The 19,438-nt window shown below is 39.8% G+C and carries 16 protein-coding genes; 1 reads left to right on the forward strand and 15 read right to left on the reverse strand.

Going from position 1 to position 19,438, the window contains the following annotated elements:
• Positions 1-67: 67 nt before the first annotated feature.
• From murD to HF078_RS04195, 14 genes are all read right to left on the reverse strand, one after another.
• Positions 68-1,417: a UDP-N-acetylmuramoyl-L-alanine--D-glutamate ligase gene (gene murD, locus HF078_RS04130; RefSeq protein WP_169289973.1), complete on the reverse strand. Its 1,350-nt coding sequence runs from the start codon at positions 1,415-1,417 to the stop codon at positions 68-70.
• A 1-nt stretch (position 1,418) separates the two neighbouring features.
• Complete coding sequence (gene mraY / locus HF078_RS04135; protein ID WP_148986592.1) at positions 1,419-2,393, reverse strand: phospho-N-acetylmuramoyl-pentapeptide-transferase; 975 nt, start codon at positions 2,391-2,393, stop codon at positions 1,419-1,421.
• A 346-nt stretch (positions 2,394-2,739) separates the two neighbouring features.
• Entirely contained in the window at positions 2,740-4,209 is a 1,470-nt protein-coding gene (locus HF078_RS04140; protein WP_169289974.1) for a UDP-N-acetylmuramoyl-L-alanyl-D-glutamate--2,6-diaminopimelate ligase, read from the reverse strand.
• Positions 4,210-4,357: 148 nt separating this feature from the next.
• Positions 4,358-6,295 (reverse strand): stage V sporulation protein D, encoded by a 1,938-nt coding sequence (locus HF078_RS04145; RefSeq protein WP_169289975.1) that lies wholly within the window; start codon positions 6,293-6,295, stop codon positions 4,358-4,360.
• A gap of 290 nt (positions 6,296-6,585) precedes the next feature.
• Positions 6,586-8,814: a penicillin-binding protein gene (locus HF078_RS04150; RefSeq protein ID WP_169289976.1), complete on the reverse strand. Its 2,229-nt coding sequence runs from the start codon at positions 8,812-8,814 to the stop codon at positions 6,586-6,588.
• The gene (gene ftsL, locus HF078_RS04155) at positions 8,815-9,174 is read right to left on the reverse strand and encodes a cell division protein FtsL (protein ID WP_169289977.1); all 360 of its coding nucleotides are present in this window, start codon (positions 9,172-9,174) and stop codon (positions 8,815-8,817) included.
• Positions 9,175-9,207: 33 nt separating this feature from the next.
• Positions 9,208-10,146 carry a 16S rRNA (cytosine(1402)-N(4))-methyltransferase RsmH gene (gene rsmH / locus HF078_RS04160; protein ID WP_169289978.1) on the reverse strand — a complete coding sequence of 313 codons (939 nt, stop codon included), beginning with the start codon at positions 10,144-10,146 and terminating at the stop codon, positions 9,208-9,210.
• A 130-nt stretch (positions 10,147-10,276) separates the two neighbouring features.
• A complete protein-coding gene (gene mraZ / locus HF078_RS04165) occupies positions 10,277-10,708 on the reverse strand; it encodes a division/cell wall cluster transcriptional repressor MraZ (RefSeq protein WP_060665799.1) in 432 nt (143 codons plus the stop codon).
• Between the two features lie 300 nt (positions 10,709-11,008).
• Complete coding sequence (gene bshC, locus HF078_RS04170; protein WP_169289979.1) at positions 11,009-12,664, reverse strand: bacillithiol biosynthesis cysteine-adding enzyme BshC; 1,656 nt, start codon at positions 12,662-12,664, stop codon at positions 11,009-11,011.
• 57 nt (positions 12,665-12,721) lie between these two features.
• Positions 12,722-13,111, reverse strand: coding sequence for a DUF3397 domain-containing protein (locus HF078_RS04175; RefSeq protein WP_169289980.1), 390 nt, complete (start codon positions 13,109-13,111; stop codon positions 12,722-12,724).
• A gap of 72 nt (positions 13,112-13,183) precedes the next feature.
• Positions 13,184-14,101 (reverse strand): 2-dehydropantoate 2-reductase, encoded by a 918-nt coding sequence (locus HF078_RS04180; protein ID WP_169289981.1) that lies wholly within the window; start codon positions 14,099-14,101, stop codon positions 13,184-13,186.
• Positions 14,102-14,228: 127 nt separating this feature from the next.
• Positions 14,229-15,773 carry an acyl-CoA carboxylase subunit beta gene (locus HF078_RS04185; protein WP_169289982.1) on the reverse strand — a complete coding sequence of 515 codons (1,545 nt, stop codon included), beginning with the start codon at positions 15,771-15,773 and terminating at the stop codon, positions 14,229-14,231.
• Between the two features lie 36 nt (positions 15,774-15,809).
• Entirely contained in the window at positions 15,810-16,022 is a 213-nt protein-coding gene (locus HF078_RS04190) for an acetyl-CoA carboxylase biotin carboxyl carrier protein subunit (RefSeq protein ID WP_148986613.1), read from the reverse strand.
• A 34-nt stretch (positions 16,023-16,056) separates the two neighbouring features.
• Positions 16,057-17,400 carry an acetyl-CoA carboxylase biotin carboxylase subunit gene (locus HF078_RS04195; protein WP_169289983.1) on the reverse strand — a complete coding sequence of 448 codons (1,344 nt, stop codon included), beginning with the start codon at positions 17,398-17,400 and terminating at the stop codon, positions 16,057-16,059.
• A gap of 212 nt (positions 17,401-17,612) precedes the next feature.
• Between HF078_RS04195 and HF078_RS04200 the strand changes: the two genes are divergently transcribed.
• Positions 17,613-18,113 (forward strand): N-acetyltransferase, encoded by a 501-nt coding sequence (locus HF078_RS04200; protein WP_169289984.1) that lies wholly within the window; start codon positions 17,613-17,615, stop codon positions 18,111-18,113.
• Between the two features lie 60 nt (positions 18,114-18,173).
• Here HF078_RS04200 and HF078_RS04205 read toward each other — a convergent pair whose 3' ends face one another.
• Entirely contained in the window at positions 18,174-18,584 is a 411-nt protein-coding gene (locus tag HF078_RS04205) for a thiol-disulfide oxidoreductase DCC family protein (protein ID WP_169289985.1), read from the reverse strand.
• Between the last annotated feature and the right edge of the window lie 854 nt (positions 18,585-19,438).

Consider the following 19,438-nt stretch of genomic DNA (forward strand, 5'->3'; position numbering starts at 1 on the left):
GTATGCTTCCCATTCTTTAAGTTGGGGAGCTATCAGAACAAAGCCTCTTAAACATGTGGCCAAGCCCTTATTTAAGCTTATGCACGGCGTCTATAAAAATGTCTCCTCGTTGCTCAAATGTTTTATATTGATCCCAGCTTGCACAAGCAGGGGACAATAAAATGACATCTCCGCTCTCAGACATTTCGTATGCCACCGGTACGGCTTTTTCCACATTATCGACATGTTTTATTTGTTTTATTCCTGCTTCATGAGCTGTGCGTGTCAACTTCTCGGCTGTTTCACCGAAAGTCACTAGCACTTTGACAGTGCTTAAGTACGGTAGCAGGTCATCAAACTCATTCCCTCGATCCAGCCCTCCTGCAAGCAATACTACATTGTTATCAAATGCCGAGAGAGCTTTTTGAGTAGCTAAAATATTGGTAGCTTTTGAATCATTATAGAAACGTCGCCCTTTAAGTTCACCGATGAACTGCAAACGATGTTTTACACCTGAAAAGCTTGTAAGCACCTTTATTATTGCTTCATTACTGACTCCAAGAAGTTTAACAGCTGCCACCGCTGCGAGGATGTTCTCCAAATTATGTTTTCCAGGCAACACAATTTGGTCTATAGCAATAACCTTCTCCTCTTTGAAGCATACATAATTATCTTTCAAATAAGCGCCATCCACTTCTCCACTAGTGGAGAATGGTACGATGGCGGGCTGAATTCCTTCAGCAAGTTTCATAACTTGTGCATCATCAGCATTGATAACCGCATAATCTTCTTCTGTTTGGTTGGAGAAGATTTTTGCTTTTGCTTTTCCATACTCATCCAAGGTTCCGTGATAATCAAGGTGAGCTTCGAAAAGATTCAAAAAGACAGAGATCTTTGGTCGAAATAACTCCGTACCCATTAATTGAAATGATGATAATTCGGTAACCATAATATCTTTATCAGTCGCTTGCTGAGCCACTTCTACCGATACATTACCAATATTACCGGCTATTAACGGTGATTTATTATCCGCAGACAGCATTTCATCAATTAACGTAGTGGTAGTGGTTTTCCCATTGGATCCTGTAATGCCGATAATTGGTGCATCACTGATTTGATAAGCAAGTTCCACTTCGGTAAGAACAGGAATTCCTTTATCACCAGCAAGTTGTACTAAAGGATTATGATAAGGAATGCCCGGGTTTTTGAAAACAACATCAATTTTTTGATCAAAGATACTTGTCGGATGTCCTCCGCATACAACTTCCATTCCTTTAGAAAGCAGATATTCAGCTTGCTCGTTTCCTTCTAAAGGACTTCTGTCATTGACAATCACCTTTGCGCCTAACTTATGTAAAAGTTCTGCAGTGGCAGTTCCGCTCTTGGCTAAACCTAGGACAAGAACTCTTTTTCCTTCATATTGGCTGATTTTCTTCATATTAGATCCACACCTCTAAATAAATTCCAAGCAACGCACATAACAGTCCAACTGTCCAGAACGTAACAACCACTCGCCATTCTGACCACCCGACAAGCTCATAATGATGATGGAGAGGACTCATTTTAAAGACCCTTCTACCAGTCGCTTTGAAAGAGATGACTTGAATGATAACGGAAAGTGTTTCCATTACGAAAACTCCACCGATAATAATTAGAAGAATTTCTAATTTCAATAGTACAGCTACAGTTGCAATAGCACCACCAAGAGCCAAGGAACCTGTATCACCCATAAAGACTTTAGCAGGATGAGCGTTAAATACTAAGAAGCCAAGCAATGCACCTACTACGGCAACACTGAAAATAGAAACTTCAAATTGAGACTGGTACCATGCAAGTATGGCAAAGGCTCCAAATGCCACAGCGGCAGTTCCAGATACAAGACCATCAAGGCCATCTGTGAGGTTGACGGCGTTGGAAAATCCAACTAGCCAAAAAATTAGGAATAGAACATAGAAGAATCCTAATTCAATAGAAATACTTGTTCCCGGTACGCTAACAGCAGTAGAAAATTCAAACTGGACAAATACAAAATAGAATATTACTGCAATTACAATCTGTCCAATTAACTTCTGCAAGGAAGTCAAACCAAGGTTTCTTTTTAGGACAACTTTGATAAAATCATCCAGAAATCCTAATAGTCCGTAACCTACCATTACAAAAAGCAGCAAGTAAGTTTCAACGGAAGCTTCTGCAAATTGACCTGTAATGACTAGAGTAGTTACCGCAACGGAAAGAAGTATCATAATTCCTCCCATTGTCGGGGTACCTGTTTTCTTTTGGTGAGATTGTGGCCCTTCTTCTCTGATACTTTGACCGAATTTCAGTCTTCGCAGGAAGGGAATAAATATTGGTGATACTAAAACGGTAATTAAAAAAGACATAACGATAGCAAATAAAATAACCTGTTGTTCCATCGTTATTCCCTCCTTTCTTGAATCGCATGATTAGAGGTATCATCCACCTATGATAACCGGCAGATAATACCCGTTTTTTCGTTTAGATTTCTTTTCTTTTGGTTTACCACCGCTGTTGATTTCCGCACTGGGCTTCAATCAACAGCTAAGGAATTTTCAAGAGTTAGATGTTATACCAAAAGTAAATTTTATCGGTTTTTGGTTGATATGAAAATACTTTTTTTTCATCTTTTTATTTTTTCTTGCTAAAACAACACTTTTTCATTATCCTATGTTCAAATTCTGGGATTTTGTAAGCCTTGGGCAATGGTCAAATTGTTGCATAAAATACACACACCTTAACAGTCTATGAGCTTTGTTTTGCCTGTATGGCTTCCATTGCTATTTTTCTATCGTCAAATTCAAGCACTTTGTCACCTATAACTTGATAGGTTTCATGACCTTTACCTGCAATTAGCACCACATCACCCGATTTTGCTTGAGCTATCGTTTTGAAAATCGCTGATCGCCTGTCTTCTACAATTTCATATTGCCGGTCCATCACACCAGCTTCCATATCTTTGAAGATTTGCAGTGGACTTTCCGAGCGGGGATTATCCGATGTGAAAATAGCTTTACTAGAATAATTTACTGCAACTTCAGCCATCAGGGGACGCTTTGAACGATCTCTATCCCCTCCACAACCTACAATACAATATATATTGTTTTGAGAAAGTTGTTTGGTCGTTTTCAATACATTTTCCAGGCTGTCAGGAGTATGAGCGTAATCGACAATCACCGTAAAGTCCTGCCCTGCTTCAATAGCTTCAAAACGTCCAGGCACACCTTTCATATTTTCCACTACTGGAATGATGGTTTCCATCGGGATATTGGATACGTAACTGGCGCTTATGGCAGCGAGAACATTGTACACACTGAATTTTCCGACCAATTTTAGATTGATAGGAACGATTTTATTATCATACACAAGGTCGAACGAAGTGCCCTTTGCGGATATCCTCACATTCATTGCCCTGATGTCGCTGTTTTCATCTATTCCATAAGTTATGACTTGAGCAGCCGTTGCTCTTTTATACACATCACTTACTGGGTCATCTGCATTCAAAACCGCATATTTGGGTTTAGTAAGATTATAGGAGTTTCCTAACGAAGAGAATAACAAAGACTTAGCATACTGATATTCTTCCATCGTTTTATGATAATCGAGATGATCTTGCGTCAGATTGGTAAACACCGCCACATCAAAGTCACAACCATACACCCTTCCCATATGGAGAGCATGTGAGGAAACCTCCATCACTACAGTGTCAACTTTTTTCTCCACCATTTGGTGAAAAGACTCTTGCAAAGTTAAGGCATCTGGAGTGGTGTTTTTTACAGGGTATGTTTTGTTTCCTATTTTCATATAAATAGTGCCAATCATTCCAGTCTTTCGCTGGTGGTGTTGAAAAATGGATTCAATAATGTGAGTGGTAGTCGTTTTTCCATTTGTACCGGTTACACCTATTAAATGAAGTTTGTGTGTAGGCTGTTGGAAGAATACATCCGCCAAGATAGCCATTGCCCTCATTGTATCTGGAACCACGATGACCGGGACAGCAACATCCAATGGCTTTTCAGATATGATTGCGACAGCCCCTTTATTCACTGCATCTTGTGCGAATTGATGTCCATCTACCGTGTACCCTTTGATACAAAAAAATAAACTCCCTTCATTGACCTTACGGGAATCCATGACAATGGAAGATATCTCAGGGTTATCCTTAGAGGATACTTCATATCTGTGAAGATATTGAATTAATTGTTGAAGTTTCATGCGAATCAAACCCCTTTGGCTTACTTGAAGACCTAAATGCAGGATGAAAAACTAACAGGATAGATGGTGAGAAATAACCTCGATTTTTTCTAACTTACCTTTATCACCATTCTATCCTATTTAGGGAAATTAAACCAATCCTCTAGATTTATTCTTCATCAGTCTTGCTTTTCCCGGACATGTAGACCCTAACGGTCGACCCTTCTTCCACTTTTGTTCCAGGAGCCGGCGCCTGCTGAACTACTGTATCCCCATCCCCACTAATATCAAGTTTAAGAGTAACTAGTTGTTGAAGGAGTTCTTTTCTTGTCATTCCTTTAAGATCAGGAACTTCGACAAGAGGTACATCCGGCCATTGCAATTCTTTTTCGATTTGTCCTTTTCTCTTTTCCACTCCCAAAGCATTTAGGCTATCCTCCATTATATTCCCAACAATCGGGGCTGCTACAACCCCACCAAACTGTACGGTGCCCTTAGGATTATCGACGGCAAGATACACGACAAGTTGAGGATCATCAGCAGGGGCTACACCAATAAAAGAAACGATATGATTATTTTCCATGTATCGACCGTCTTTTACTTTCTGGGCAGTTCCTGTTTTTCCACCAACTCGGTAGCCCTCTACAAAAGCATTACGGCCTGTACCTTGCGCAACGACGCTTTCTAATGCATATCGGACCTGTGCAGAGGTTTCCTCAGAAATGACCCTTCTCTTCTCTACGGGTGTCTTTCTAGATACTATCTCTCCACTAATTGGATCTACGAATTCTTTTGCAATAAATGGAGTATATAAAATGCCACCGTTCACCGCTGCAGAAACAGCCGCAACCTGCTGAATTGGAGTAACAGAAACCCCTTGCCCAAAGGCAGTGGTGGCGAGTTCTACTGGCCCTACTCTTTCAGGTTTAAACAGGATTCCCTTTCCTTCTCCAGCTAAATCAATCCCTGTTTTCTCCCCGAATCCAAAGGATTTTATATAATTAAAAAGAGTGTCCGTCCCTAAACGTTGTCCCAGCTCTACAAAACCTGGGTTACATGAATTTTGAACCACTTCCAGGAATGTTTGGTGACCATGTCCCCCTTTTTTCCAACAACGAAGCCTTGCTCCATCTACCATTGCCGCTCCGCTGTCATTGAAAGTATCATTTTTCAAGTTGACTTTATTTTCTTCGAGGGCTGCTGCTAAAGTGATAATCTTAAAGGTAGATCCCGGCTCATACGTACTCCAAACAGGGAGATTTCGATTATAAATTTCTGGTGCCACATTTTGGAATTCAGCAGGATCAAAATCAGGCCTACTAGACATTGCCAGAATTTCACCTGTATTAGGGTCCATCGCAATTGCAATGATTCCATCAGGGTTATAGAGTTCTTGTGCAAGGTCCAACTCTCTTTCTATGATAGTCTGCACTTTCGAATCAATGGTAAGTCTAAGGTCTAAACCGTCCTGAGGAGCTTCATAATCATCTGGAATATCCGGCATTCTTCTTCCCTTTGCATCCGAATAAAATTGTACGTAGCCTTTTTCTCCTTTTAATTGTTCATCGTAATATAGTTCCAGACCCATTAATCCTTGGTTATCAATCCCTGCAAATCCTAAAACATGAGAAAGATAACTACCGAAAGGATAATGGCGTTTTGAGTCTTCCGCAATGTAGACCCCTTTTAATCCAAGCGCTCTTATCTCTTTAGCTTTTTCATGGGAAATTTTTCTTCCTTCTGGGTTGATCCTCTCCATTGATGAACTTTTAGTCACCAGCTTGTACACCTTTTCTTTGGACATATTTAAGACAGCTGCAAGTTTCTCAGCCGTGTCATTGGGATCTTTAATTTGTCTTGGTACAACTAAAACCGTCGGTGCACTCATATTTGTTGCCAATGGAACGCCATTTCGGTCAAGGATTTCTCCCCGCTCTGGTTCAAAAGGAATATTCCTACTCCAAGAATCTTTGGCACGGTCTGTTAGCATATTCCCCAATGCGAATTGAACATATCCTAGGCGTAAATCAATAATACTGAAAAGTAGAATTCCTACAAGAAGCACAATGGTCAACCTTCTCCGAACCGTCACATGAGATACCCGCATATCCTATGAACCCCCTTTAATATTCGTAGTAATATATGCTTGTACGAAAGAGGATAGAACATAGTATTGGGTTGTTATTCACGAGAAGCTCTAATAATGAGACTTATAAATTATTTCTAGTTGATTGTAGTGGAAGGCGCGCAGTCACCCGCGGGAGGAAGGAAAAGCCGAGGAGGCTCACATACCTCCCGCAGGCAAGCGATGCGCCTGGAACGAAAATCAACTGCTTTAATAATTATTAACATAAAAAAACACTGCTAAAGGTCATAGCCTTTACCAGTGTTTTTAAGTTAACTATCCTCGGAATCTTCTTCAGATTCTGATTCGTCCGTTTCTTCCTCCTGCTCCTGCGTTTGCGGTAAAGGTCTATTTGAACCCAATTCCACAACAAGGCTGTTTCCTTCTTCAACTGGAGTTCCTGGAATAATATTTTGCTTTTGCACATACCCATTGCCAACAATCTCGGTTTCAAGCTTGAGTAAATTGGATATTTTACGAACATCACGCAAACTCCAACCTGTCATATCTGGAAGTGAAGGGGATTTTTCTGTTAATAGAATAACCCTTTCGCCTTCAATGACTTCACGGCCTGGTTGAGGGGTTTGTTTTAATACCTTTGCCCCCTCACCTACTATCACATATTCAGGACCATTAGAGCCAGCAGATACATCCTGAATATTTTCACCGACAAGATTTGGCACTTTCATCCCAACACTCTTCTTCTTTGGAGTGTTTTGTTGATTCTCATCAGGTTGGATGCTTAAGTATTGTAAACTGCGACGCATCACGGAATTAAATACTCCCGACACAGGACCTGCTCCGTTTTCATGCTGGGCAATCTTTGGCTTTTCTACTGCAACATACATTAATAACTCGGGATCATCGGCAGGAGCCATCCCTGTAATAGAATAGATGTATTCCCCATGACCAGATAAATAACCTCCTGGTCCAGGAATTTGTGCAGTTCCTGTTTTCGCTGCCACTTTATACCCTTCAATACTGTAAGGACGACCTGTCCCGTTTTCAGAACTTACCACTGATTCTAATACTTCTAGTACTTTGTTAGCTGTTTTTTCTGAAATTGGATTTCCTTTTTGTTTTGGCTTATTTTCTAGTACGACTTCATTTGTGTTGGGATCGACAATCTTATCAATCACGTAGGGCTGCATCATTTTTCCATTATTTGCAATCGCAGTTGCAGCCTGGATTTGCTGAATTGGAGTGAATGCAGATCCTTGACCAAAAGCTGTTGAAATTCGGTCCCTATAATAATTGTAATTGATGTTACTTGTCGTTTCATCCGGAAGGTCAATACCTGTAGGCTCATTCATGCCAAATGCATGAATATATTTTAAAAGAGTATCTGTCCCCATCTTATCCGCAAGCAAAGCAAATGCTACGTTGGATGAACGCTGGACCCCTTCATCAAAAGATATTGTTCCCCATCCTGACCTATTATGGTCGTAAACAGGAACAGGATCTTTTGGTAGACTATATGAACCGGACTGATAGAGTTCAGATCCATTGTAAACCCCTTCTTCAATGGCTGCGGCCAATGAAAAGATTTTCATAGTCGAACCTGGCTCATACCGATAGGAAATGGCATCATTGTTCCAATTGTCCGTCAATCCCTCTCTTGTGTTTAAATCGAAGGTTGGCCGAGATCCCATTGCAAGTATTTGCCCGGTTTTTGGGTCTGCCACGATGGCTATGATCCGTTCAGGTTCATATTCATCCACTACATTGTTCATCGCTTCTTCTAAAAATGTCTGAATGGTCTTATCTAATGTCAGATGCACATTTTTCCCGTTGATTGCAGGAACATAGGATACATCTGATTCCATAGAAAGTTTAACACCTTTATTGTCAGTTTTGACGGAATATGAACCATTCTGTTCTTTTAGTTCTTCTTCTAGCATCTTTTCTAGACCTGTTACACCAGTAACTACACCATCATCATTTGCTCTTGCAAATCCGACCACGTGACTGGAGAATTTACCGTTAAAATAATAGCGTTTAGACCCTTCCACAAACCCGATTCCCGGTAATTTCATGTCTTCAATTTCTTTTTTTACAGACAATGGAAGATCTCTGCCCAAAGCTCCAAATTCAACTTGTTTGCGATCCAGCTGTAATTTTTCTAAAATTTCATTTTGATCCACTTCCAAGACAGATGCCAATTTTGCAGCCGTCTCGTTTGGATCGACTACATGACGAGGTTTCTTTTCATCTGTCGTCAAGGACTCGTCCAACACCGCCACTAAGTTGAAGGAAGGGGTGTCTTCTGCAATCGGATCTCCACTTCTATCAAATATGGATCCCCTTGTTGCATCAATTGTCTTGTTTACATTATATCTTTCACTAGCTTCTGCAGATAAATTATGTCCATGTGCTTCTCCGGTTGCTTGAAGGTAAAAAAATCGCCCAATCAATAGAAAAAAGAGCAACGCAAAAAATCCGAGTAGAATTGCTGCTCCTAAGTGAATTCTTTTTTTATGAACGATGTTATGGGTACTCATTTAGTTCCCTACGTTCTTCACATTGTTCTCGTTTAATGTCAGACCAAGGTTTTTGGCTTTTTCAAGAATGACTTCATAGCTGCTCTCTTCCGCTACACGAAGTTCAAGTTCACGATTTTCCTTTAATTGCGATTCAACGGACCCTTCAAGCGATTGAATTTCGCTATTTACATGATAAATATTCACATGGTTGGTAACAACATGGACTGCACCGAATGCAAGCATACCAATGAACATATAGCCAAGTATCTTTTCCCCAAGCGTAATTTTTGAGCGTTTCTTTACGACCAATTGTCTTTTTGGCGACTGCTGTATGCGTTCTTCATGCTGCCTTTGGATTTTGTGAGCTAAGTTACTCATTCTCTTTCCCCCTAGTCTATTTTTATTTTATTTTTAGTCTTTCGCTTTTTCTGCAATTCTTAGTTTTGCCGACCTTGCGCGATTATTAGCTTCTAGTTCTTCTTCACTAGGTAGTATCGGCTTTCTTGTAATAAGTTTAAGTGTCGGCTGATATTCTTCTGGAATTATCGGTAGTCCAGGCGGCAGTTGTGGCAGCTGGCTTTTTTCTTTAAACGCTACTTTACACATTCTGTCTTCTAGTGAATGGAAGGTGATAACAGATACTCTTCCCCCGACTTTTAGAACATCAATTGCTTGATGGATAGCATCTTCAAAAACACCCAACTCGTCATTTACTGCAATTCTTATTGCTTGGAAAACCCTTTTAGCAGGATGGCCACCCGTTCTTCTAGCTGGAGCCGGTATTCCATCTTTAATGATTTCCACCAATTCAAGTGTCGTTTCAATTGGCTTCGACTTCCGGTATTCCTCAATTTTTCTGGCTATTTGTTTTGAAAACTTCTCTTCTCCGTATTGAAAGAAAATCCTTACAAGTTTCTCATACGGCCATTCGTTAACAACATCATAGGCACTGAGGGGACTGTCTTTGTCCATTCTCATATCTAAAGGAGCTTCATGATGGTAACTAAATCCTCTTTCAGGTGTGTCCAATTGAGGAGAAGAAACCCCAAGGTCGAATAACACGCCATCCACTTTGGTAATTCCTTGATCATACAATTTCTCTTTCAGGTGCTTAAAATTGCTTTTAATGAAAATGACCCGATCTAGATAGTTATGTAGCACGCTTTTTGCATGTTCTAGCGCATGGTCATCCTGATCAAATGCAATCAATTTTCCTTTGTCTGATAACTGTTTTACAATTTCGGAGCTATGCCCTGCACCTCCTAATGTGCAATCAACATACGTCCCATCTTCTTTAATGTTAAGACCTTCTACTGCTTCATTGAGTAGTACTGTTACGTGGTGAAACATTCTCCACCGCCTTTCTAGCTCTAAGCTGTTTTCTTCTTAGCTGCTGCAAATTCTTTTCTCTCGGTATTTTCTCACCGACCATCTTGTTTTATCCAGGCTGTTCTTTGTATTCGTTGTAATGAAGTCCCTTTTATAAGTCAAAATCCACGAGGTTCTCTGCAATCTCTGCGAAGGAGTCTTCCGAGTCTTCCACAAAAGTATTCCAGTTGTCCTTGCTCCAGATTTCTATTCGATTAGATACTCCGATTACGACACATTCTTTTTCTAGTTGTGCATATTGAACAAGTGGGGTGGCAATGTTCACTCGACCTTGCTTGTCCAATTCACACTCAGAAGCACCAGAAAAGAAGAAACGTGTAAATGCACGGGCATCCTTTTTAGTAAGTGGCAATTGTTTCAATTTGTCTTCAACAGTTTTCCATTCAGAGAGAGGATAGCCAAATAGGCATTTATCGAGGCCTCTGGTAAGAACAAAGGTTTCACCTAAATGATCACGGAATTTCGCAGGCACAATCATACGCCCTTTTGCATCAATTGTATGATTATATTCGCCCATGAACATTTGGCTCTCCCACCTTTCTTCTACTTTCCCCCACAATCCCCCACTTCTCTCCACTTACTTTATTGTACTATTCTCTTCCCCAAAAGAAAATCCTTTAAGCCCACTTTTTTTTCGTTTTTCATCTTTTTACAACATTTTTTGACAAAAGGACGAATTAAGGTCAAACTTGGCTTTTTTTGACTCCGTAGAAACACAATAAACGATCATTCTTCAGTAAATGCTCGTTTACGACTCTCTTTTTTACTTGTAAATGTCAGAAAAAGAATATAAAAAAAACAGCAGGATTTTCCCCGCTGTTTCTTAGAGTTTAATTATTTTATGTTTTCCGTTATGCTCCAGTGGCAATTCACATAGTCTTTCGACGAAATCCAGACCATACTTATTAACAAAATAATAAATATTCCATACTCTCTCTTGCGGCATACCTTTAGGCAAGACAGCAAGTTCCACACGTTCATATTTGTTCATCATGTTTTCATGTTTCTCATATGCTGAACGTTCAATCAGTCGATGAATATAGGTGAATTGTTTATCAATTAAATTCCAATTCTTTTCAAAAGTTTTCTGATGATGAGGTAAAGTATGATTGCCTAAATCCCGGAATTTATCATGGACTTTGGCATATTGTTCATGATACGACGTCAATGTCGCTTTTATTGATTCAAGTTCTTCTTTATACAACCAAGCCTTACGCTTTTCTTCAAGCCCGTGTTCCAACGCATCTGAAATATCTTCACCCAATTCAAGTAACGTTCGATCGATATGCCGTTCCACTAAAGTCAAAGATATTCTCGGTACAACTGGTGGCATTTCTAGGTCCACTGAACGGAAACATCGACCGAGTTCAGCCCAATAACTGATTTCTCCGGGCCCTCCGATAAAGGCAAGAGTAGGAAATAGAAACTCCTGCATAAGAGGTCTCGTTACAACATTATTGGAGAAATTTTCAGGCTGCTCCTCCATCAACTTAGTCAAGTGTTCAACCGTATACCGACGGTTAGTATCCTTTATATAAGCAATCTGTTTCGTTTCATCCCAACATAGGAGCTCCCGCTCACCGTCTTGGTGAAAGAATATATTCATCGATTCTGAGTCAATTTCTAACATCGGTGTATATCCTTGCTCCTCCAGTTCCTTTTGAGCCTGCTGCATACCTCCACGAATTTGACTTTGCTTCATTAAAAGTTGTTGCAAATAAGGAGTTTCAAGCTTCCGCAAAGCTCGGTCGGAGGCATTTACTAAAACCAGCCCCGTACCCTTAAAGAGTTTTGCAATCAAGCGAGCAAATATATCCACAAAGGTTGAAGAATCTTCAATTGCTTGGGATAACTCTTGTTTTAACTCCTTTGTAAAAGGGCTTTCCCCATAGGAGTTAACAATTTCAAGAAACCAAGCGTGTAACTTTTCTTTATCATATTGAAGCTCCGATACCATTTTTTTGCCTGCTTCTTTCATTTGAAACACATGTTTTTCTATTTCATTATTTTTCGGAAGGTTCACATGATTTATTTCCTGAAAATCATGATCTTCACCAGCTATCCAAAAAATAGGAACAACCGGGATACCAAGCTTTAGCTCCTGTTCTTGGGCAAGTTTGATCGTACTGATTATTTTTGAAATAGTGTAGATTGGGCCAGTTAATAACCCTGCTTGTTGCCCACTGATAACAACAACAGACTGGCTGTCAGATAATTTTTCAATGCTATGTATGGTTTGTGCATCCGCATCGTATCTTTGATTAAATTCAAGAAGATGGTCAACAAGCTCTCTTCTCCTGAAACTTCTATTTTTCAATTGATCGTTTCTCTTTGTGTAGGTATCTACAGAAAAAGGATTATATGTAAAAAAGGGAAGGATGCTCTCCTTTTGAGCTAAATAAGCAGAGGAAAACTTATTAATAGTAGGGAGCGTTAATTCTACTACATTCATAAAGTACGTCCTTTCTGAATCGTTCATATGTGTTAATGTCTCCATGAGTATAGCATTGATTTCCAATCTTTCAAAAAATATTGCTTAAGCAAATGTTTCAAAAACCCGTTTAATTATTCCAAATGTCAAAAGACAAAAATACGCAAGAAAAAACAAAAGAAAATTCACCCTCCAGAACCCTTTAAACACTCTTTTAAAATCGATTTCCTCTTTAATCTTATAATGTGTCAAAACCATCACGGTTGCAATCAACAATAACACAGTTAATATGACCGAAAGAAACGAAGTATCCCAGATGATGATCATGATAAAGTGCACGGCTAAGATAAAAAATAGTGTCGAAGCATCAATCGCCAAATGAAAGGACTTTTTATTGTTTCTTGTTACCAATTTAGCTATATAAAAAAAAGCAATCATCGCAAAGATAGGAAGCGTAACGATTGTAGCGAAAGTTCCTGCTAGAATTCCGGACATATTAATATACCTCTTTTCACTTACTTGATTATTTTTGTAATTTACAAGCAGGATGAACTAGCATAAGAGGTATTAACAGCTTGCATCGTTTTGAAGCCCTTTAACAGCTTCATAAATAAATTCTGTTAGCGGAACTGATTTTCCTTGTTTTTGTGCCAAGTTTATCATATATCCCAAAATTGCATCGACTTCGGTTTCTCTCCCTGCATTTATATCCCGCTTCATAGAAGAGCTGTTTTCCGCTGTTTTCTCGCAAATGGAGCAGATATGATTCCACATGTGCTCCCTTTTATCTGTTTGAACCAAAAAATTCATCTCATTATATAAACGCTTCATGCAGTTTTGATAATATTGGTTTGATAACAGCTCCCCATTACGGACATCAAATATAGCCGTCAACGGGTTTATGATAGCATTAACAAGCAATTTTTCAATCATCATTCCGTAATAATCCATGGACACTTCAAGCGGAAAATTCACACTGATTGAATCCAACCAACTATTCAATAAGAAAGCTGCTTGTCGGTCTTTCTTTGTCATAGGATAACCTGCTATTTTCGTACGTCCTTTACCTGTCCACATTACGGTGCAATCGTTGATTTTCTTTACCCCATGCTCTACTACCCCTAATAAAATTTGAGGTTTCGAGAACTGTTCGAGCAAATCAATATGTGACATTCCGTTTTGGAGAAAAAGGATCGATTGGTCTCTTGAGCACATTTTTAGAACAGGGAGGATGGCTGTTAGACCATATTGCTTTGTTGCAACAATGATTAAGTCGTCCTTTAAAGGAACATTGTTCTCCCATTTCTGGACTCCAACTTTTCTTGTTTCTTTCCCATTTTCACTTTGCTGCACGGTTATCCCTTGTTCTTTTAGTAGTTGTAGTTGTTCTTGCCGCTTAACATAAAGAGTGACAGTAAATTGTTTTGATAACTGGGAGGCATATAGAAGGCCGACAGCACCTCCGCCAATGATTCCAATATTCATCGTATCCCCTTCTTTAGTCCTATTTCTCTTATTGTACCAATTTATCGTTATTGGTTGTACTGTTCTTTTCCCTGTGGGTATTGCACATAAAAAATATCCAGTGCCACAAATGGGCACTGGACATTTTTTACACCGGATAAACCGGGTGTTTACGATGACTAAATGTCATTTGCTTGCTTGAGTAATAATGGAAGCGGCTAATCAATACACTTCGCAAATCTTTTGCAGGTACAATATCATCTACAATCATTTCCGAAGCTAATTTATAGATATCAATATGCTCCTTATATTCCTGGTGTTTTTCTTGTACAAAAGCAATTCTTTCTTTTGGATCTTCAATTTCATTAATTTTGTTGGAATATACCGCATTTACCGCTGCTTCAGGTCCCATTACTGCTATTTGTGCAGTTGGAAGTGCAATGCAGCAATCTGGTTCAAATGCTGGGCCCGCCATTGCATAAAGTCCAGCCCCATAAGCTTTTCTTACCACAACAGAAATTTTCGGAACCGTTGCGGAACTCATTGCTGCAATGAGTTTAGCTCCGTGGCGGATAATACCTGCGCGTTCCACTGTTGTGCCAATCATGAAACCTGGAACATCTGCAAGGAACAGTAAAGGAATGTGGTATGCATCACAAAGCTGAATAAATTTCGCACCTTTGTCTGCAGAATCTACAAAAAGTACTCCACCCTTCACTTTTGGCTGGTTCGCGATGATCCCGACAACCTTTCCATCCATCCGAGCAAAACCGGTAATTAATTCAGGCGCGAATAACTTCTTTATTTCAAAGAAACTGTTTGCATCAATCAACTGATCTATCGCTTCATACATATCAAATGGCGCGTTTTGATTTACAGGGATGATATCTGTCAGTGCTCTTCCTTCTTTTGGACTGACAGGATCTACTTCTTTTGTCTTCTCTTGGTAACTGCCAGGAAAATATTCAAGGTACTTTCGAGCCTGCTGAATAGCTTCTTCTTCAGTAGCAGCGAGGACATCTCCACAACCACTGACAGAGCAATGCATTCTTGCTCCACCCATTTCCTCCAGTGTTACCTTCTCCCCGATTACCTTTTCCGCCATACGAGGTGATCCTAAATACATGGATGCATTTCCGTCTACCATCACAACAATGTCACAGAAAGCCGGGATATATGCGCCTCCAGCAGCAGATGGACCGAATAACAGACAAATTTGAGGTACCATACCAGAAAGCTTCACTTGGTTATAAAAGATTTTCCCTGCTCCACGTCTATTTGGGAACATATCTAATTGATCTGTAATTCTCGCTCCGGCAGAGTCAACTAGATAAAGAATCGGAACCATTAATTTTTCGGCAGTTTCTTGAATTCTAATAATTTTCTCTACCGTTCTTGCTCCCCATGAACCTGCTTTTACTGTAGAGTCATTGGCCATGACACACACTGTTTGACCATTTATTTTCCCTATTGCCGTTACAACGCCATCAGCAGGAAGACCTTTTGCTTTATTATTGGCAAAAAGTCCATCTTCATCGTATTGTCCGTTGTCAAATAGTAAAGCAAGGCGGTCACGAACAAATAACTTGTTTTGATCTTTTAATTTCTCGTGATATTTCTCACTTCCGCCGCTCTTGATCGTTTCTACTGTTTCTTGAAACTCTTGTTCTAAATCAGTGGTGGTTTTTATCATCTTAATCCCCCGCTTTCTTCTCAACGTTGTAAAATACTATTCCAATTCCAGCAGCACATCTCCATCATTTACGAATTCGCCTTCTGCAGTAGAAATGCTCGCTACTTTCCCGTTCATCATTACTTCTACTGGAATCTCCATTTTCATGGACTCTAAAATAATCACAGTTTGACCAGCTGTTACTTCATCGCCAACTTCCACTAACACTTTCCAAACTGTACCTGCCATTGCTGCTTCCACTTTTTTCATTATTATTTCCTCCTGATCTCATGTTGTAATAGATTTAAGTAGTAATTGGGTTCATCGACTGAATGAAACCAGTATGGTAGTGACCTGAGACAAAATCATCGGTCTCAAGGGCGCGAATTAAAAACGGAAGATTCGTTTTAATCCCTTCAACTGAAGCGGCCATTAAATAGTCTTTTGCCCGTTCAATTGTCGCTTCTCTCGTCTCACCGGAAACGATAATCTTAGCAATCATTGGATCATAAAATGGTGTAACTTTTAAATCTGGACCATAGCCGCTGTCGACCCTGACTCCTTCTTTACTCGGAAGGTGCCATTTAGTAATGAGTCCTGGTGAAGGAAAGAATTTGACTGGATCTTCTGCATATAGACGAAACTCTATCGCGTGTCCAGTGCTTGTGATTTCCTCCTGCTGCAACGGAAGCCTTTCACCAGCTGCCACATGAAGTTGCCATTCTACAAGATCAAGCCCAGTGATGCACTCCGTTATCGGGTGTTCAACCTGCAGTCTGGTATTCATTTCAAGGAAGTAGAAGTTTTCCTCTTCATCCATGATGAACTCGACAGTTCCGGCATTCTTGTAACCTACTTCTTTGGCAGCCAGGACAGCAGCTTCACAAATTTTCATTCGAGTCTCTTGGCTCATTTCCGGACTTTGTGCTTCTTCAATAACCTTTTGATTCCGTCGTTGAACAGAGCAGTTTCTTTCAAACATATGTACGACATTTCCATGCGCATCACCGAAGATCTGCACCTCTATATGCTTGGCATTACCCACGTATTTTTCAATAAACATATCTTCATTTTTGAAATAAGCTTTCGCTCGTTTCTTGGTCTGTTCGAAAGTATTCTCGATATCCTGTTTGTTTTCACAGCGGTGCATTCCAATTCCACCGCCTCCTCCACTAGCTTTTAACATAACAGGAAAACCGATTTTCTCTGCAAGAACTAACGCTTCCTCCAATGATTCTACAGGTTGCTCAGATCCAGGAACCACAGGCACGCCAGCTTTAATCATCGCTCTGCGGGAAGATAATTTATCTCCCATTAACTTAATGACTTCTACACTTGGACCGATAAATGTGAGTCCGGCATCATGAAGCGCTTGTGCAAACTCTCCATTCTCCGATAAAAAACCGTATCCTGGGTGAACTCCATCCACATTTTCTTCCTTAGCGATTTCCAAAATCCGTTCAACGTTTAAATACGATTTTTGAGGCGGGGCCTCACCTACATGTCTTGCTACTGTCGCTTGCTGAACATAAGGCAAATCTTTATCAGCGTCTGAATATATAGCAACTGTTTCTACACCTAATCGCTGGCATGTTCGTATAATTCTTTCTGCAATTTCTCCTCGATTAGCAATCAGTATTTTTTGCATGGAGTTATCCCCTTTCTAAAGAACTTGCAATTTAAATCCCTAACAAACTACTATTTCTACATAATTCCTGGATTTCCTTCTTTAATTGCAAACGCTTTCTAAAATTATTGCAGAATTTTTTGTTTTTTTGTTATATAATTAATATTAAAATAAACCATTCTGCTTAATATGTATAGTGGTAAGCGCTTCAATTAGAGATTTTCAAGGGGGAAATGTATATGACTGTTAAAAAACTATCAATTAACTATAAAACATTGGAAGAGTTCAAACAGTTCAGGGAATATGGCATACAAGAACTATCTATGTTAGAAGACCTTCAAGATAATATTATCGAGAATGACAGCGAATCACCATTCTATGGTATTTATTATGGTGAAAAACTTGTAGCAAGAATGAGCCTTTACCGTGTTTCTAAAGAGCTTGATAAATATTTCGAACCTCGCCAAGATTATTTAGAGTTATGGAAACTAGAAGTATTATCAAACTACCAACGCAAAGGCTTTGGCAAAGAACTAGTTGATTTCGCGAAAGGGTTTGGGCTTCCAATCAAAACGAACCCTCGTGTCAAATCGGCCGACTTCTGGAATCGTATGGGGTTCACTTCTGTACATTATGATGTGGAGCGTGATCTAGGGGAAAACCCGCTTGTGTGGTATCCAGAAGGAGTTAAGGCTCAAGATAGAGTCTCTACTAAAGAAGAAACGACAGATTAAATGAAAAAGGTAATTGCTGTGTTCTTCGCCGGCAATTACCTTTTTCTATTCTTTTTTCACCTATAGAAATCTTTTTTTCATTTCTGGATTTGGCAACATGCATTGGTCTTTCTTTCCGAACCATCTATATCGGTTTTTGGCAATAAAGGAATAAACTATATCTCTTATGGGTTTAGGTATTAAGATGAGTGGATAGAAAAGCTTCCATGGACCATCTAATTTCTTTGCCACTTTTAAGGCCGCGGTCGACTTGGTAAATAATTTATTGCCTTCTACAAAATAAAAGCTATCAAACTGATCCAGCGGGAGAGAATGCTCCTTTAATATGGCTTGTCCCACTTCTGACTGAAGGGATGCAAATTTATAAGTCGCTCCTTTATCACGTTGTATCACAAACGTCACCAACGCGTTACACAAATTACATACCCCATCAAAAAGAAGAATGGGGTGTTCAGTATTAATATCAGGCATAGAGTCTCTCCTTTCAGGAACCATCCAAAACAATCCATTACTTTTTGATTATACAACTAAATTTCTCTAGTGTGTCTTTATTACTCAACTCTATTGTAAATTTTATGGGCATACCTATGGGATTCTGGTGAATAGAAACATTCTATTGGACCTTTAAAAGAGATTCCCCTTTCCTTCGGGCGTATAGAACTGTTCTATTGGACTTTTCAAAGGGATTCCCGTGTCCTTCGGGCGTATAGAACCGCTCTATTGGACTTTTCAAAGGGATTCTCCTTTCCTTCGGGCGTATAGAACCGTTCTATTGGACTTTTCAAAGGGATTCTCCTTTCCTTTGGGCGTATAGAACCGTTCTATTGGACACTTCAAAGGGATTCTCCTTTCCTTCGGGCGTATAGAACTGTTCTATTGGACTTTTCAATGGGATTCCCCTTTCCTTCGGGCGTATAGAACTGTTCTATTGGACTTTTCAAAGAGATTCTCCTTTCCTTTGGGCGTATAGAACTGTTCTATTGGACTTTTCAAGGGGATTCTCCTTTCCTTCGGGCGTATAGAACTGTTCTATTGGACTTTTCAATGGGATTCTCCTTTCCTTCGGGCGTATAGAACTGTTTTATTGGACTTTTCAATGGGATTCCCCTTTCCTTCGGGCGTATAGAACCGCCCTATTGGAGTTTTCAATGGGATTCCCCTTTCCTTCGGGCGTATAGAACTGTACTATTGCACTTTCAAATGGGCTTCCCCGTTCCTTCGGTTATCTACATCCTAAGAGAACCCCTCTGAACTGCTTTAACCGGCATAAATCCCGACAGCGCTCTCCTCCTACGTAAAACCACGGCCGCTGACACCTATCTCTT

The organism is Bacillus sp. RO2, assembly GCF_012911845.1.
GTDB lineage: Bacteria > Bacillota > Bacilli > Bacillales > Bacillaceae_I > Sutcliffiella_A.